This window comes from Devosia sp. ZW T5_3 (assembly GCF_044987315.1).
In the GTDB taxonomy this organism is placed as follows: domain Bacteria; phylum Pseudomonadota; class Alphaproteobacteria; order Rhizobiales; family Devosiaceae; genus Devosia.
Genome location: NZ_JBJDRE010000007.1, coordinates 194,466 through 209,754, shown reverse-complemented (window position 1 = coordinate 209,754; position 15,289 = coordinate 194,466). Strand labels below are relative to the sequence as shown.

Annotated in this window: 19 protein-coding genes and 1 other RNA gene; 9 read left to right on the top strand and 11 right to left on the bottom strand. The window is 62.4% G+C overall.

The genetic code is table 11. The features are described from left to right. Positions 1 to 74: 74 nt before the first annotated feature. Complete coding sequence (locus ACI3KW_RS11160) at positions 75 to 914, bottom strand: c-type cytochrome (RefSeq protein WP_404848129.1); 840 nt, start codon at positions 912 to 914, stop codon at positions 75 to 77. Between the two features lie 260 nt (positions 915 to 1,174). Here ACI3KW_RS11160 and ACI3KW_RS11155 point away from each other — a divergent pair, with 260 nt between their 5' ends. Beyond that, the gene (locus ACI3KW_RS11155) at positions 1,175 to 1,999 is read left to right on the top strand and encodes a prephenate dehydratase (RefSeq protein ID WP_404848128.1); all 825 of its coding nucleotides are present in this window, start codon (positions 1,175 to 1,177) and stop codon (positions 1,997 to 1,999) included. An 81-nt stretch (positions 2,000 to 2,080) separates the two neighbouring features. On the opposite strand, the gene ACI3KW_RS11150 is transcribed toward ACI3KW_RS11155, so the two are convergent. After that, positions 2,081 to 2,644: a hypothetical protein gene (locus tag ACI3KW_RS11150; RefSeq protein ID WP_404848127.1), complete on the bottom strand. Its 564-nt coding sequence runs from the start codon at positions 2,642 to 2,644 to the stop codon at positions 2,081 to 2,083. A 145-nt stretch (positions 2,645 to 2,789) separates the two neighbouring features. Here ACI3KW_RS11150 and dapD point away from each other — a divergent pair, with 145 nt between their 5' ends. The 5 genes from dapD to ACI3KW_RS11125 all read left to right on the top strand — a co-directional run bounded on the left by dapD (position 2,790) and on the right by ACI3KW_RS11125 (position 6,505). After that, the gene (gene dapD / locus ACI3KW_RS11145) at positions 2,790 to 3,632 is read left to right on the top strand and encodes a 2,3,4,5-tetrahydropyridine-2,6-dicarboxylate N-succinyltransferase (RefSeq protein WP_113122680.1); all 843 of its coding nucleotides are present in this window, start codon (positions 2,790 to 2,792) and stop codon (positions 3,630 to 3,632) included. A 76-nt stretch (positions 3,633 to 3,708) separates the two neighbouring features. Then, complete coding sequence (locus tag ACI3KW_RS11140; protein WP_404848126.1) at positions 3,709 to 4,194, top strand: DUF805 domain-containing protein; 486 nt, start codon at positions 3,709 to 3,711, stop codon at positions 4,192 to 4,194. A gap of 32 nt (positions 4,195 to 4,226) precedes the next feature. After that, on the top strand, positions 4,227 to 5,384 hold the full coding sequence (gene dapE, locus ACI3KW_RS11135) for a succinyl-diaminopimelate desuccinylase (RefSeq protein WP_404848158.1): 1,158 nt from the start codon (positions 4,227 to 4,229) through the stop codon (positions 5,382 to 5,384). After that, positions 5,381 to 5,923 (top strand): hypothetical protein, encoded by a 543-nt coding sequence (locus tag ACI3KW_RS11130; protein ID WP_404848125.1) that lies wholly within the window; start codon positions 5,381 to 5,383, stop codon positions 5,921 to 5,923. Before dapE ends, ACI3KW_RS11130 begins: the two co-directional genes overlap by 4 nt. 15 nt (positions 5,924 to 5,938) lie before the next feature. Further along, entirely contained in the window at positions 5,939 to 6,505 is a 567-nt protein-coding gene (locus tag ACI3KW_RS11125) for a hypothetical protein (RefSeq protein WP_404848124.1), read from the top strand. On the opposite strand, the gene truA is transcribed toward ACI3KW_RS11125, so the two are convergent. From truA to def, 3 genes are all read right to left on the bottom strand, one after another. Next, on the bottom strand, positions 6,502 to 7,239 hold the full coding sequence (truA, locus tag ACI3KW_RS11120) for a tRNA pseudouridine(38-40) synthase TruA (protein ID WP_404848123.1): 738 nt from the start codon (positions 7,237 to 7,239) through the stop codon (positions 6,502 to 6,504). The genes ACI3KW_RS11125 and truA overlap by 4 nt on opposite strands. A gap of 2 nt (positions 7,240 to 7,241) precedes the next feature. Beyond that, positions 7,242 to 8,162 (bottom strand): methionyl-tRNA formyltransferase, encoded by a 921-nt coding sequence (fmt, locus tag ACI3KW_RS11115; RefSeq protein WP_404848157.1) that lies wholly within the window; start codon positions 8,160 to 8,162, stop codon positions 7,242 to 7,244. 178 nt (positions 8,163 to 8,340) lie between these two features. Then, positions 8,341 to 8,856, bottom strand: a complete 516-nt coding sequence (gene def / locus ACI3KW_RS11110) for a peptide deformylase (RefSeq protein ID WP_113122662.1) — start codon at positions 8,854 to 8,856, stop codon at positions 8,341 to 8,343. Positions 8,857 to 8,978: 122 nt separating this feature from the next. On the opposite strand from def, the gene ACI3KW_RS11105 reads away from it, so the two are divergent. From ACI3KW_RS11105 to ACI3KW_RS11095, 3 genes are all read left to right on the top strand, one after another. Then, complete coding sequence (locus ACI3KW_RS11105) at positions 8,979 to 9,356, top strand: GFA family protein (RefSeq protein WP_404848122.1); 378 nt, start codon at positions 8,979 to 8,981, stop codon at positions 9,354 to 9,356. A 44-nt stretch (positions 9,357 to 9,400) separates the two neighbouring features. Next, on the top strand, positions 9,401 to 10,813 hold the full coding sequence (locus tag ACI3KW_RS11100) for a DNA recombination protein RmuC (protein ID WP_404848121.1): 1,413 nt from the start codon (positions 9,401 to 9,403) through the stop codon (positions 10,811 to 10,813). 79 nt (positions 10,814 to 10,892) lie between these two features. After that, positions 10,893 to 11,387 carry a hypothetical protein gene (locus ACI3KW_RS11095; protein ID WP_404848120.1) on the top strand — a complete coding sequence of 165 codons (495 nt, stop codon included), beginning with the start codon at positions 10,893 to 10,895 and terminating at the stop codon, positions 11,385 to 11,387. Positions 11,388 to 11,467: 80 nt separating this feature from the next. Here ACI3KW_RS11095 and recR read toward each other — a convergent pair whose 3' ends face one another. The 6 genes from recR to ACI3KW_RS11065 form a co-directional block, all read right to left on the bottom strand. Further along, positions 11,468 to 12,064: a recombination mediator RecR gene (gene recR / locus ACI3KW_RS11090; RefSeq protein ID WP_035103847.1), complete on the bottom strand. Its 597-nt coding sequence runs from the start codon at positions 12,062 to 12,064 to the stop codon at positions 11,468 to 11,470. 234 nt (positions 12,065 to 12,298) lie between these two features. Continuing rightward, positions 12,299 to 12,622 (bottom strand): YbaB/EbfC family nucleoid-associated protein, encoded by a 324-nt coding sequence (locus tag ACI3KW_RS11085; RefSeq protein WP_404848119.1) that lies wholly within the window; start codon positions 12,620 to 12,622, stop codon positions 12,299 to 12,301. Beyond that, a complete protein-coding gene (locus ACI3KW_RS11080) occupies positions 12,619 to 14,391 on the bottom strand; it encodes a DNA polymerase III subunit gamma/tau (protein WP_404848118.1) in 1,773 nt (590 codons plus the stop codon). Before ACI3KW_RS11080 ends, ACI3KW_RS11085 begins: the two co-directional genes overlap by 4 nt. A gap of 121 nt (positions 14,392 to 14,512) precedes the next feature. Further along, positions 14,513 to 14,608: signal recognition particle sRNA small type (ffs, locus tag ACI3KW_RS11075), an RNA gene on the bottom strand. A gap of 39 nt (positions 14,609 to 14,647) precedes the next feature. Continuing rightward, positions 14,648 to 14,974, bottom strand: a complete 327-nt coding sequence (locus ACI3KW_RS11070; RefSeq protein WP_404848117.1) for a type II toxin-antitoxin system PemK/MazF family toxin — start codon at positions 14,972 to 14,974, stop codon at positions 14,648 to 14,650. Beyond that, positions 14,962 to 15,219 (bottom strand): AbrB/MazE/SpoVT family DNA-binding domain-containing protein, encoded by a 258-nt coding sequence (locus ACI3KW_RS11065; protein ID WP_113122668.1) that lies wholly within the window; start codon positions 15,217 to 15,219, stop codon positions 14,962 to 14,964. The genes ACI3KW_RS11070 and ACI3KW_RS11065 overlap by 13 nt, the downstream gene beginning before the upstream one ends. Between the last annotated feature and the right edge of the window lie 70 nt (positions 15,220 to 15,289).

Sequence of the window (15,289 nt, the reverse complement as noted above, 5' to 3'; positions counted from 1 at the left end):
CCTCCCGGCTTTGACATGAAAAAGGCCGCGCCAGAATCTGGCGCGGCCCGATCGATTGGCCTGCAAATGGCCGTTTAGGGCGTGGCTGGCGCCGGTGGGGTCGTGGGAGCCGGAGCCGTCGTGGCAGGCGGTGGCGCAGTGGTGGTCGGCGTGCCTTCCACCGGCGTTTCCGGCTGGGTGGTCTCGGGCGTTTCCGTTGCTGCGCCGGCCTCAGGCGCCGCAGGAGCAGGTTCAGCTGCGGGGGCGGGTTCAGCCGCCGGAGCAGGCTCGGCAGCCGGGGCAGGCTCTGCTGCAGGGGCGGGTTCGGCAGCCGGAGCAGGCTCAGCCGCAGGGGCTGCTTCCTCAGCAGCCGGCGCTGCTTCTTCTGCCGCCGGGAATGGCACCGGATTGGCCGACAGCGTCTGCAGATAGGCCAGGATGTCGGCGCGTTCCTCGGGGGTACGCACGCCGGCAAAGTTCATCTTCGTGCCGGGGACATAGTCCTTCGGGCTGGTCAGGAAGTGGTTGAGATTTTCATAGGTCCAGGTGTCGCCGGCGTCATGATGCGCCTTCATCCCGTCCGAATAGGCGAAGTCGGGCACGCTGCCTTCAGGACGGCCCACCACGTCATAAAGGTGGGGACCGGTCTTGTTGGGATCACCCTCACCGAAATTGTGGCAGGACTGGCATTTCCGCGCCGCCGCCGCACCGCGCTCGGCACTGGCGCTGGCCAACAGCGTCCCCAGTGGCACTTCCGGCTCGGCCGGGCCGGCTTCGGCCACCGCCGTGGTCGGCTCGGGTTCGGGCAGGGCATAGCCCGGGCCGCGATCTTCGATGGGATGATAGATGGCTTCGGCAACGAGACCGACACCCATGACAAACAACAGGGTGCCCAGAACGGCGCCCATGATCTTGTTAAGTTCGAACGAATTCATTTGGTCTTCCTGCCGGTCCATCCCCTGCGGACGTCAGCCGTGCCACCCAACTTTCGATTGTCCCACAAGGAAATCGCCTCAACGGAGGGGCCCGACGCGCGCGGAAGATAGTCGCAAAAAGGCGTGAGGTGCAACAGGGCAAAGCCCAGTTGCGACAATTCCTCCACCCTCTTGGCGTGTGCCACCCCGCCCATGGCCGAATTGACACCCGATCCGCCCGGGTTCAAAAGCCATCAGCCGATAGACCTACGGACAGTGTCATGACGAAAAAGATCGCCTTCCAGGGTGAGCCGGGCGCCTTCAGCCACGCCGCCGCCGCCAATGTCTTCCCCCATGACGAGGTGATCGGCTGTGTGACCTTCGAGGAGACCATCGCTGCGGTGCAGAACGGCAAGGCCGATTTTGCCGTCGTGCCGGTGGAAAACTCGCTCTATGGCCGTATCACGGATATTCACCACCTGCTGCCCGAAAGCGGTCTCTTCATCATCGGCGAGACCTATCTGCGCGTCGAGATGAACCTGCTCGCCGTGCCCGGCGCTACGCTGGCCGATATCAAGGCGGTGCAGTCGCTCTCGGTCGCGCTCGGCCAGTGCCGCAAATTCATTTCCGAACACGGCTTCCGCACCATCAATGCGGTGGACACGGCCGGTTCTGCCCGCGAAGTCGCGGAAAAGGCCGACAAATCCGTCGCCGCCATCGCCTCCCGCTTTGCTGGCCAGATCTATGGCCTTAACGTGCTGGCCTCCAATATCGAAGATGCCGAGCACAACACGACCCGCTTCCTCGTGCTCTCGCGCGAGCAAAAAGAGGCGGCTCCCGGCGACGTCAAAACCACTTTCGTCTTCCGCGTCCGCAACGTCCCGGCCGCGCTCTACAAGGCCATGGGAGGCTTTGCCACCAATTCCATCAACATGACCAAGCTCGAAAGCTACATGGTCGGCGGCGCCTTCACCGCCACCCAATTCTACGCCGATATCGAGGGGCACCCTTCCGATGTGGGCGTGCAGCATGCCTTTGAGGAACTGGGCTTCTTCACTGACTATTTCCGCGTGCTTGGCGTCTATCCCAAGAACGAGCTGAAATAGCGTCTCTTTTGGAGAGAGCCTCCCCCTGTCAGGGGGAGGCTAGGTGGGGGTACTCCAATCCCGCAGTAGACTCGCCGGGCCTCAACCCTGCCCGCGAAAATCCTCGACCAACCGCCAGCACCCATCAAACGGCTCAAAGCTGAGCACAGCCGGCTCGCCGAACCGTTCCACGATCTCTCCCTGATCGTCTCCGCCCTCCGAATTGCCGTCAAAGCGGACATGCTGCCACTCCACGGCCCATTGATCGTACTGGCTCTGGTTGAATTCCATATCCAGATATTCCAGCTCGGCATCCGGATTGCTGTCCCAGGCCTGCATCGAGGCCCGGCTGACATAATAATAATCCATCATGCCGATAGGAAAATCGGCATAGTCCTCGCTCGCTACAGTGTTCGTTGCCCCATCTTTCACCACGGTGATTTCCGGCGCGCTATATTTGAGGCGCACCGCGTCGGATATCGCCATGGCGCCCATCAGCGCGTTAAAATCTTCATCCTTGCAGGCCGCTGCCGCCGTTTCGAGCGCATAGGTATCGGTCTCGCTCAGCGCTGGCGCCGTCTCTGCATGGATGCGGGCCGCCTGCGCCTGGCTCCCAAGCAGTCCAAAAGCCATTGCCACGCCAATAATCACTGCTTGTTTGTTCACGCCATGCTCCCTCGGGCAAGTAGTTCTGCCGCAATTGTTTAGCCGTCCATTTGCGGCGGGAAAAGGGCCTAACCAACGCTCCGAGATTGACACTATCCCGCTCCCCGCTATGGTCCGCCCAAACGCCCACCAGGATGATGAACTGATGTCCCACGCCGATCTCGCCGCCACAATCGACGCCGCCTTCGAGGCCCGCGCAGAGATCAACCTTGCCACCAAAGGCGAAGTCCGCGAGGCCGTCGAGACCGCCCTGGCCCTGCTCGATAGCGGCCAGGCCCGCGTCGCTGAAAAGATCGACGGCAAATGGCAGGTCAATCAATGGCTCAAAAAGGCCGTGCTGCTCTCCTTCCGCCTCAATGACAACAAGCTCATCGAAGGCGCCCCTGGCGGCTCCTCCTATTGGGACAAGGTGCCCACCAAGTTCGAAGGCTGGGGCGAAAACCGCTTCCGCGAAGCTGGCTTCCGCGCCGTGCCGGGCGCGATCGTCCGCCACTCCGCCCATATCGGCAAGGGCGTGATCCTGATGCCCAGCTTCGTCAACCTCGGTGCGTTCGTCGATGAAAACACCATGGTCGATACCTGGGTCACCGTCGGTTCCTGCGCGCAGATCGGCAAGAATGTCCACATTTCGGGCGGCGTCGGCATTGGCGGCGTGCTCGAGCCGCTCCAGGCCGGTCCCGTCATCATCGAAGACAATTGCTTCATCGGCGCCCGTTCCGAAGTCGTCGAGGGCGTCGTCGTGGGCGAGGGCGCGGTGATCTCCATGGGCGTCTTCATCGGGGCCTCCACCAAGATCGTCGACCGCGCCACCGGCGAAATCCACATCGGCAAAGTGCCGCCCTATTCGGTCGTGGTCTCGGGCAGCCTGCCTGGCAAACCCCTCCCCAACGGCAATCCCGGCCCCTCGCTCTACTGCGCCGTCATCGTCAAAACCGTCGACGCCCAGACGCGGTCCAAGACGGGCATCAACGAATTGCTCCGCGACTAGAAATCACGTCCCTCTCTGAACTAAACTCCTCGCGCCGGGCATGTCCGCCCGGTCCGGTGATTCTGAGGGGGACATCATGGATTTCAAAGCACTCTACACCACCACGGCGGGCCGCGTGTCGCGCAAGACCTGGTGGACCGGCGTGATCATTCTGGCTGTTGTCGGCATCGTGCTGACGCTGCTGCTGGGCGCAATTGGCCTCGGGCCCAGCGCAAGCAGCGCCGGCTGGGGCTCGCTGCTAGTCACCTTGCTGCTGCTCTATCCGAGCTATTGCCTGTCGCTCAAGCGTCGGCAGGATCGTGGCAATAATGGCCTTGATCTCAAAATCCTGCTCGGCCTGTCGCTGCTGAGCTCCGTGCTGCAAACCCTGGGCGTCGGCATCACCGCCAGCGATATCGGCAATGGCGTCATGGTGCCCGTACCCGCCGGCTGGTTCTCCATTCTGCTGCTGGCCATCGCCGCCTATGCCATCTACATGCTGGTGCAACTCGGCTTCCTGCGTGGCACGATCGGCAGCAATGCCTATGGCGCCGACCCGGTGGCCAATCCGGCCACGGCCTGATCATCAACAGACGGGATTGTCTCGTGACTGACATTGCTGCGGACGATCCCGTCCAGCTTCTCAAAGCCCTCATCGCCTGCCCCTCGGTGACCCCCGACGCCGCCGGCGCATTGGACGTGCTCGACACCGCCCTCGCTAGCCTAGGCTTCACCACGACTCACCTGCGCTTTGAGGGCGACGGCTCCTATCCCGTCGACAATCTCTTTGCCGTTCGCGGCAATTCCGGCCGCTGTCTACTGTTCGCCGGCCATACCGATGTGGTACCGCCCGGCGATCTCTCTGATTGGACGGCTGATCCGTTCGCGCCACGCGAGGCCGATGGCAAGCTCTATGGCCGCGGCGCCGCCGATATGAAATCGGGCATCGCCGCCTTCATCGCTGCCGCAGCATCCATTCCCGCCGACGCGGGCACGATTATGCTCGCCATCACCAATGACGAGGAAGCCGACGCCATCAACGGCACCGACAAGCTCATGGCCTGGGCCAAGGACCAGGGGCATAGTTTCGATTTCGCCATTGTTGGCGAACCCAGCTCGGCCGCCTTGCTCGGCGACGGTATCAAGATCGGCCGGCGCGGCTCCTTCTCCGGCGTCATCACCGTCGAAGGCGCGCAGGGACACGTGGCCTATCCACACAAGGCCAACAACCCGCTGCCCACATTGGCCCGCATCGTCACCGCCCTCAGCGACACGCAGATCGATCAGGGTAGCGAACATTTCCCCGCGACCAATCTCGAAGTCACCACGATTGACGTCGGCAATCCCATTTCCAACGTCATCCCGGCGCGCGGCACGATCCGCTTCAACATTCGCTACAATGATCTGTGGACGCCCCAGACCCTGGCCGAATGGGTGCGCGGCCGCATAGCCAGTGTCCATGCCAATGGCACCACAATTCGCTTGGAGGTCTCCGGTACGCCCTCCCGCTCCTTCCTCTCTCCGCTTAGCGCGGATGTGCAAACCCTCTCCGCGACAATCGAATCCATCACCGGCCGCCGCCCCGAACTCTCGACCGGCGGCGGCACGTCGGATGCCCGTTTCATCGCCCAATATGGCCCCGTGGTCGAATGTGGCCTGGTCGGCCCGTCCATGCACAAGGCCGACGAGCATATCGCGCTCGATGACCTCACCGGCCTCACGGAAATCTACCGCGCCTTCATGGCGCGCTTTTTCGCTGGTGCTGCGGCATGAAGCTCTGGGCCGCTCTCGCCAATGCATTTGCCGGCTGGATCAAGATCACCCGCGGAGAGGCCGATTGGCGCAGCCATTTCGCCTTCACCGCCCCCGGGCTGGTCACCGCGATCCTGATCTATTTCTTCTTTGCCTTCCTCGCCGTAGCCTTCGCCTCGATGAATATCGGCATGCCGGGTCTGACGGGCATTGCCAGTGCGCTCATCGTGCAGGGCCTGTCGCTGGTCGCGCTGGCCCTCGCCATCCAGGGCACCAAGGCGATGCTCAAATCCCCCCAGCCCATGCTCGATCTGATGGTGCCGGGCACTTACGTTCTGGTGTTCTACCTGATCGTAGGGGCGATTCTCTCGCTGATCGGTGGTCCAGTCCTCGTGCTGCTCTGGGTCGTTTTGGGCTATCTGCTCTATCGCCTGGCCCGCGTTGCGACCCCCTGGAGCACAGGCATAAGCCTGGCCTTTGCAGTTTTGACCGTCCTGCTGCTTGTCGCCATGCCGGTGACGCTTTACATGCTGTCCAACCCTGCCACCCCTCCCATCTAACATCCGAGACAGCTTTTGGCCCAATCGACCTCGACCTTTCTCGAAGAACTCAAGAACGCGGCGCGTGGCTGTTTTGCCCTGCTGACCGGCGACCGGCAGGCCCCCACGTGGTTTGATTTCAGTCAGCGCGGCCTGATCGGCAGCCTCATCGCGACCACCATTGCCATCGCCCTGGCTGGCTTCGGCCCCGTGCTGATCGGTGTGCCGCTGCCCGCGGGCGCTGCCACCCAGTCGATCGTGGTCAATGCCGTGCTTTTTGCGGCTCAGGCGGCCACTGGCTTCCTCGCTCTGCGCCAGATGGGCCGGCAGGATGGCTTCGTGCCCTATCTGGTGGCGTCCAACTGGGTCACCCTGGCCTCAGCCGTCCTGCTGCTGCTCTCGGCGCTATTGGGACCGCTGGGCGTCGTTATCCTGGCTCTCGTGGTCATCCTGGCGCTGGCCACCTTCATCAATATCGGCCGTTTCATTGTCACGCTGACGCCATTGCAGATCGGCATCCTGTTCGTCTCGCAAGCCGTCGGCGTGTTTCTGGCCCTGGCTGTTGTGGCCATCCTCTTCGTCCCGCCGGCCGCAGCGGTCTAATAGTCTACCCGCGTCAGATAGAGCCCATCCGACGGCGCCATGGCGCCACAACGCTGGCGATCCCGCGCATCCAGTGCTGCTCGTAAATCACGCGGCTTCCATTTGTCTTCGCCCACGAGCTTGAGTGAGCCCACCATGGAGCGCACCTGATGGTGCAGGAAGCTTCGCGCACTGGCCGTGATCACGATATGCTCCGCCTCCCGCCGCACCGCAAAGGCGTCGAGTGTGCGCAGTGGCGATTTGGCCTGGCATTCCGCGGAACGGAACGTAGTGAAATCATGCGTCCCCAGGATCATCCCGGCTGCATAATCCATCGCATCGGCATCAAGCGGCATGGGCAGGTGCCACACATGATTGCGCTCGATCACCGGTGGCGCCCGCCGGTTCAAAATCCGATATTCGTAATGCCGCGCCTTGGCTGAAAACCGCGCCTCGAAATCATCCCCGACTGCCTCGGCCTCGATGATCGCCACCGGATCGGGCCGCAAATGATAGTTCAGCGCTTCGCGAATGCGGAACGGGTCCCAATCTTTGCTGAGGTCAAAGTGCACCACCTGGCCCAGCCCGTGCACGCCCGCATCGGTCCGCCCCGCCGCCTGCGTGGTCACGGCTTCGCCAGAAAACCGCTCAATCGCCTCTTCCAGCGCCTGCTGTACACTCGGCCGGCTGGTCTGCCGCTGCCAGCCCGAAAATGGCGTGCCGTCATATTCCACTGTGAGCTTGTAGCGCGGCATGGCTACTGGACGATCCCCGGCATGGTCCCAACGCCGCGCAGGAACGTCGCCGCATCCATGGCCGACTTGCCCTCGCGCTGCACCTGCACCAGCCGCACGGCGCGATTGCCGCACGCAATCGTCAAATCCCCCAGCACTGTCCCCGGCGCACCGGAGCCCTCCGCCAGGCTCGAGCGCAACACCTTGACCCGCACCGGCTTGCCGCCCAATTCCACCTCGAACCAAGCCCCCGGAAACGGCGAGAGCCCCCGAATATGGTTGTGCACCTCACCCGCCGGCCGCGACCAGTCGACCCGGCTTTCGGCCTTTTCGATCTTTTTGGCATAGGTCACACCATCCTCAGGCTGCGGCTTGAAGTCCAGGCTCCCCCGCTCCAGCGCCGCCAGTGCGCGGCCCATCAGGTCCGCGCCCACCCGCATCATCTGGTCGTGCAGTTCGCCCGAGGTCATGTCCGGCGCAATGGGAATGACCTCGCCCAGAGCGACTGCGCCGGTATCGAGCCCTTCGTCCATCTGCATCACCATGACGCCGGTCTGGCTATCGCCCGCCATCACCGCCCGCTGGATCGGTGCCGCGCCGCGCCAGCGCGGCAAGAGCGAGCCATGCAGGTTAAGACACCCCATGCGCGGCGCCTCAAGGATCGCCTTGGGCAGCAGCAGCCCATAGGCCACGACAACAGCGACATCGGCATCATGCAGCGCAAACACACCCTGCTCATCCAGCCCCTTGAGGGACTTGGGCGTAAACACCGGAATGCCGAACCCTTCGGCTGCCTCATGCACCGGCGATTTGCGCTCAGCCTGCCCACGTCCTGCCGGCTTCGGCGCCCGCGTATAGACCGCCACCACCTCATGGCCGGACGACACGATCTCGGTCAGCGTAGGCACGGAAAATTCGGGCGTACCCATGAATACGACGCGCATAGTCACTCGCTTTCTTCCTTCTCCCTTGAGGGAGAAGGTGCCCGTAGGGGCGGATGAGGGGTCAGCGACGCTAGGGCAGGACGGAGGCGTCAGAAAGAACCCCTCACCCGTCTGGCGCTGCGCGCCATCCACCCTCTCCCTCAAGGGGCGAGGGTTGACGACTGATGGGGCAGAAGACCTACCCAGCCATCCGCTTGGCAGCCTTGTCGAACTTCTTGATCACCCGATCGCGCTTCAGCCGGCTCAGATAATCGATATAGAGCACGCCATCGAGGTGATCGAGTTCATGCTGGATGCACACAGCAAGCTTGCCCTCGGCATCCTTGGTGACTTCCTTGCCATCCAGATCGGTGTATTTCACCGTCACCGTACTGGGCCGCTCCACCTCGTAGAACAGCTCGGGAATGCTGAGGCACCCTTCCTCGGTCACCTGCATCTCGTCGCCAAACTTGGTAATCTCAGGATTGATCAGCACCATCGGATCAGGCGTTTCCCCTTCGGGCGCCAGGTCGATCACCACAATGCGCTTCATCACCCCGATCTGGGGCGCGGCCAGGCCAATGCCGGGCGCGTCATACATGGTGTCGAGCATGTCCTTGGCCAGCGTCTTGATCTCGTCATCGACCTCGATGATGGGGTCGGCAACGGCGCGCAGGCGCGCATCGGGAATGACAAGAATGGGGCGGATAGCCATGGGTCAATGTCCAGCGAAACAGGATTTGCCTTTCGATATGGTATTTTCCGCCCCTGGGTCAACTCCGGAGCGGAACCGCACTGCGCCAAGCTCGTTGCCGATGCAGTGACAGGAGGGTGCCGATGAACTCGATTTATGCCGGCGGCTGCCGCTGCGGGGCGGTTCGCTATCAGCTCGAAGGCGAACCCGATGTGGTCGGGCTCTGCCACTGCGCCGATTGCCGGCGCGAAACCGGCAGCTCGTTTCTGGCCTATGCCGATTGGCCGCGGGAGCGATTTTCCACTACCGGCGCCTATGCCACCTATGAAGGCCGCAGCTTTTGCCCCCAGTGCGGTGCGCCGGTCTTCCACCTGTCCGACGACCGTGCCGAAATCGTGCTGGGCTCCCTCGACGCCGTGCCCAGCCCCTTCGTGCCCTCCCGCGAAGGTTGGATCATTCGCCGCGAGCATTGGCTGACCGCGCTTCCGGGCGCCGGGCAATTCCCCCGCGACCCCTCCTAAGCTGGAACATTCCGCGAACGCGCGAATCGCGGTACAAGAGGGGCATGGATAATGTGCTTTTTCTCGTCGGCGATTTTCCCGTGACCCAGGCGCAGGCCGCCATCGGCGCGGTCATTATGCTGGCGTTGCTGGTCTTTGTTATGCTGGTTGCCGTCATGCGAGCCAGTGCGCAGCGCGCGTCCGAAGCCGCCGGTCAACTGGCCGAGCAATTGCGCACGGGTTTTCTCGACCAGCTGGCCGATCGTGACGCCCGCATTCAGGCGCTCGACCATCAGGTGCGCGTCGAGCGCGAGCGAGGCGTCGACCTGCTCGACAGGGAACGCGAGAAAACTGCCGAATTATTGACTGAAGTGTCCGCCCTGCGCGCCCGCATGGCTGAACAGGCCAAGCAGGCCGAGGCTAATCTCGCGCGCTTTCTCGAAGCTCGCCAGCAGATGACCGACGAGTTCAAGTCCATCGCCGGCGACGTCCTCAAGACCCACAGCGAGACCTTTTCCAAGCAGAACCGCGAGCAGGTCGATGTGCTGCTCAAGCCGCTCAACGACAAGATCGTCGAGTTCCAGAGCAATATGATCAAGGATCGCTCGGCCATGGGCGAACAGATCCGCCAGCTCTACGAAAGCAATATCCAGATCACCACCGAGGCCAACAATCTCACCCGCGCGCTTAAGGGCAATGCGCAGTCGCAAGGCGCCTGGGGCGAGATGATCCTCTCGACGATTCTCGAACGCTCCGGCCTGCGCGAAGGCGAGCAATTCGTCACCCAGCAGAGCCACACCGCCGAAGACGGCTCGCGCGTCCGCACCGATGTCGAAGTGCTGATGCCCAATAATGATCGGCTGGTCATCGATTCCAAGGTCTCGCTGACCGCCTTCGAGGCCTATACATCAAGCGAGGACGATACCCGTCAGCAGCACTTGCAGGCCCATATCACCTCGATCCGCACCCATATCCGCACTCTGGGCGAAAAGACCTATCAGCGCCACGCGCAGTCCAAGATGGACTTCGTGATGATGTTCGTGCCCATCGAATCCGCTTTGGCCACCGCCATGCAGGCCGACCCGCAATTGGTGGAATTCGGCATGAGCCGGGGCGTCATGCTGACCACGCCCACGACGCTGATGACCGTGCTGCGCACCGTGCGCAATGTATGGGACATCGAAAAGCGCCATCAGAATGCCGAGGAAATCGCCTCCCGCGCCGGCAGCCTTTACGACAAGGTCGTGGGGTTCCTCGCCACCATGGACAAGATGGGCACCCATATCGACCGCGCCCAGCAGAGCTTTGCCGATGCCAAGGGGCAATTGTCCGGCAAGGGCAGCGTCGTGCGCCAGGTGGAAATGCTGCGCGAATTGGGCGCTAAATCCAGCAAGCAACTCCCCGCCGGCTGGGATGGCGGTTCCGAGGATGTCCGCGTGCTGCGTCTTGTCGGCGAGGAACCCGGCGACCTCTCCTGACTTTATCGCATTCCTGTCGAACCTCTGGCGGCGCCCCGCGTTATTCAGCCACGCAAGCTGTTCAACATGGGAGACGATAATGGCTCAGCATCACGACCATCACGGCACCATGGTGCCGCAACAGACCAACTTCGATAATGCAGACCAGCCCGGCATCGCCCAACCCTATAGCCAGAGCGAAATCGAAGAGCTGCTCTATGGCGATGACCGTCCGGCCATGGAGCGGCTGGCGCGCTTACGCGAATTGCGCGAAGAAACGAGCATTCGCGAAAGCGGCGACTGGGGTGGTCAGGACCCGGCGGCCATGCTGGACGAGCTCGATCGCGCCATTGATGAATTGAGCGCCACGATCGCCAATGCCGACGACACCAATGATTTTGCCGATCTCGACGCCCCGCTCGACCGCGATCCCGACGGCCGCCTTGACATGCTGTCCCCAGACGATGAGGAAGGCCGCCAGGCCATAGAAGGCGATCCGGAGGAAGAATTCTTCGAAGAGGATGACCTTGGCCCCATCGAGGAAACTCCTTGGGATGGCAGCGACGAATTTCACCCGGAGAAGGACCTGCACTAGGACGGCGAACGGCGGGTCAGAGGCGCACCGTTCGCGTGCGGTCACGGACTTCTCGGGCCCCTCCCTTCGAGGAGGGGCACCTAAATCTCGGTTCGCGCCTTGAGCGCCTGGCTTAGCGTGCCTTCATCGAGATAATCCAGCTCCCCGCCAACCGGCACGCCATGGGCGAGGCGCGTTACCTTGGCGCCCGATCCTGCCAGCCGGTCGGTGATGTAATGGGCGGTGGTCTGCCCCTCCACCGTGGCATTGACTGCCAGCACGATCTCGCGGAATTCCGCCGCGCGCGCCAGCAGCGCCTCAATCGTCAGGTCTTCCGGGCCCACGCCGTCAAGTGGCGACAATACGCCGCCGAGCACATGATATTTGACCGCGCCCACCCCGGCGCGCTCCAGCGCCCACAGGTCAGCCACATCCTCGACGACGATCAGCATGCCGCTCTCATTGCGACGCGGATCGGCACAGATCGAGCAGGGGCTGACCGTATCGACATTGCCGCACACTTCGCAGCTACGCACGGCAATCACCGCCCGGTCCAATGCGGCCGACAGCGGGATCATCAACTGCTCTTTTTTCTTGATCAGCTGCAACACAGCTCGCCTGGCTGACCGCGGCCCCAACCCCGGCAACCGCGCCAGCAACTGGATCAATTGTTCAATCTCGGGTCCGCCGGAGGCCATTTTTTGTCACCGCTCTGAGCATACTTCCCCTCTCCCCTTGAGGGAGAGGGACGGCATTTCTGCGTTCAGCAGAAATGACAGGGTGAGGGGTTCTGCGCTCTCCCATGCCAAAAGCGCAGAAGTAGAAAGCGACCCCTCATCCCAACCGAAATTCGCCTTCGCGAATTCGCTGCCCCTTCGGGCACCTTCTCCCTCAAGGAGAGAACGAAGAACGCGCAGACAAAAGCCCAAAACCTAAAACGGAAACTTCATGCCCGGGGGAATCGGCAGCCCCGATGTCACTTCCGCCATACGCTGCTGCATCTCGGCTTCGCTCTTGGCCTTGGCGTCGGCATGCGCCGCCACGATCAGGTCCTCAAGCACCTCGACATCATCTTCCTTGAAGAGGCTCGGGTCGATCTTGACGCCGCGCAAATCGCCCTTGCCCGACAGCGAAACGACCACCAGCCCGCCGCCCGAGCGGCCTTCCACCACGAGATTGGAGAGGTCGGCCTGCATGGCCTCCATCTTGCCTTTCATCTCGCTGGCGGCCTTCATCATGCCCATAATGTCTTTCATTCGTCGTCCTCTTCTGGTGGGGGCGGTGGCACGTCAGGCGCCGCCGCGGCGGCCTCTTCGCGCACGGTCACATTGACCACCTTGGCTCCGGGAAATGTCTCGAGAATGGCTTTGACCAGGGGGTCTTCATGGGCTGCGGCATGCGCGGCCTCGACCTTTTTGGCCTGCTCCTGCTTAAGGGTCAGCCCCTCTGGCGGCTTGCTCGAAACGGTGATCAGCCAGCGCTCGCCGGTCCAAGCCTGCAGCCGCGCCGAGAGCGTCGCTATAATGCCGGGGTCGGCGCCATCGGCCAACGCCACCTCGATCCGCCCCTGCTCGAACGAAACCGGCCGCATCGAGCCTTCCAGCGCCATGCGCACGATAATGTCGCGCTTGGCGCCCGCCAGCGCGATCAAATCCTTGTAGCTACCCACGCTTGCCAAGACCGGCGCAGCAATGGGCCTGGGTGCCACTTGCGGCTGCAACGACGCCTGCGGCTGCCCCGGCTGCGGCGCCACCGCTTCCGTCCGCACAATCTGCGGCGCTTCCACCCGCATGGCATTGGAGCCACCCGAGGGTCCACGCGGCATCATGCCATTGCCCTGTGGCAGGGCAGGGGCCGGCGCCGGCTGGTTGGCCAGCTTGGCGATCAATTCATCGGGGCCGGGCAGGTCGGCAGCATAAGCCAGCCGGATCAGCGCCATCTCAGCAGCCTGCAGGCCATTATTGGCCCGCGCCACCTCATCATGCCCCTTGAACAAGATCTGCCAGGCCCGCGTCAGCGCCCGCATCGAGAGCTTGCCGGCAAATTCGGCCCCGCGCACCCGCTCGTCGGGCGTCAGCGACATATCTTCGGCCGCTGCGGGCACCACTTTGATGCGGGTGACCAAATGGGTGAAATCAGCAAGATCGGCAATCAGCGTCTGCGGATCGGCGCCCATGTCATAGAGCGCTCGCATGGTCTCTATGGCCTCGCCAATGCGCCCGCCCAAAACCTCTTCGAAGAGATCAATGATCCGCGCCCGGTCACCCAGCCCCAGCATGGCCTTGACGGTCGCAGCGGTCACACTGCCATTGCCATGGGCAATGGCCTGATCGAGCAAAGAAAGGTTATCGCGCGCCGAGCCTTCGCCCGCCCGCACGATCATCGCCAAGGCCTCGGGCTCAAACCCGATCCCTTCCTGCGCCAGGATCGATTCCAGATACCCCGACATGATTTCGGGCGTGATGCGCCGTAGATCAAACCGCTGGCAGCGGCTCAAAATCGTCACCGGCACCTTGCGGATTTCGGTGGTGGCGAAAATGAATTTCACATAGGGCGGTGGCTCTTCCAGCGTCTTCAGCAGCCCGTTAAAGGCGGCTGTCGAGAGCATATGCACCTCGTCGATCACATAGACCTTATAGGGTGCCGAGGCCGGCGCATATTTCACCGAGTCGATGATTTCGCGGATGTCGTTGATGCCCGTATTGCTCGCGGCGTCCATCTCGATGACGTCGACATGCCGCCCCTCGATAATGGCGCGGCAGTGCTCGCCCTCCACGCGCAGATCAAGCGTGGGGTGCGGCCCGCTGGCATCTTCATAATTGAACGCCCGCGCCAGAATGCGCGCCGTCGTGGTTTTGCCCACGCCGCGAACGCCAGTCAGAATAAAGGCGTGGTGAATACGGTTTTGTGCAAAGGCATTGCCCAGCGTCTGCACCATGGCGTCCTGACCGACCAGGGTGGTGAAGTCACGCGGGCGATATTTGCGCGCGAGGACGAGATAGGGCGATGTCGCAGCGTCAGCCATCGTGCCCTTCCGCATCGGTTAGTTGGAATCTGCCTGAAGCCATTTGGCCATCATAGGCATGGCAGCGTTTCCAGCAAAAGTGCATACCGGCTTTACCGAACCGAACGCCACAGGAAAACACAGTAGGAGGCTGGCAACGACCCGTGAAGGTCTCGTTGGGGCTGCTTCCTTCCGGACCTGACCCGGTTGGCGAGGAACACGTCCGCGCCAACCTCCCGACCGCTATATGCGAATAAAATGTGCCCTTGGCAAGACCTCAGAGGGAGAAGAACACGCGCAACGCGGCCAGCGTTTTCTCCAGAACGGTTTCCTCAACCTTTCCCAGACGCTTGATCAAGCGCCGCTTGTCGATCGAGCGCATTTGCTCCAGCAACAGCAGGCCGCTTTTCTCCGCGAAGTCGATTGGCAATCTGAACGGGGCAGGCCGGCTACCCGAGGTCAGGGGGATGATCATCACCAGCCGTAAATGCGCGTTGAGATCGTCCGGTGACACGACCAAGACTGGCCTTGTTTTCTGAATTTCGGATCCGACAGTGGGATCAAGCCCTGCCAGCCAGACCTCGCCACGCTTCACCAGGTCCACTCAGTGTCGTCATCATCGTTGGCGAAATCGCCCAGGACCAGTTCATCGTCACCTGCCGCCGCAATGGCCGCAGCGGCTTCGGCCCAGCCCTCGCGCACATTTTTGACGATGGGCTGCATGATAATGCGCCCGTCCACAACGCGCAGATCGACCTTGTCTCCGGCCTCTGCTCCGATCTCCTGAAGCATGGGTTTGGGAATTACAACGCCGGCAGAATTGCCGATTTTTTTGACTGCGGTTTCCATGATGTTCTTGTATCGCAAAAGCAGCGTTGTATCAACATTGTTCTAACAAAATGTGATGCAAAGTCCGCGC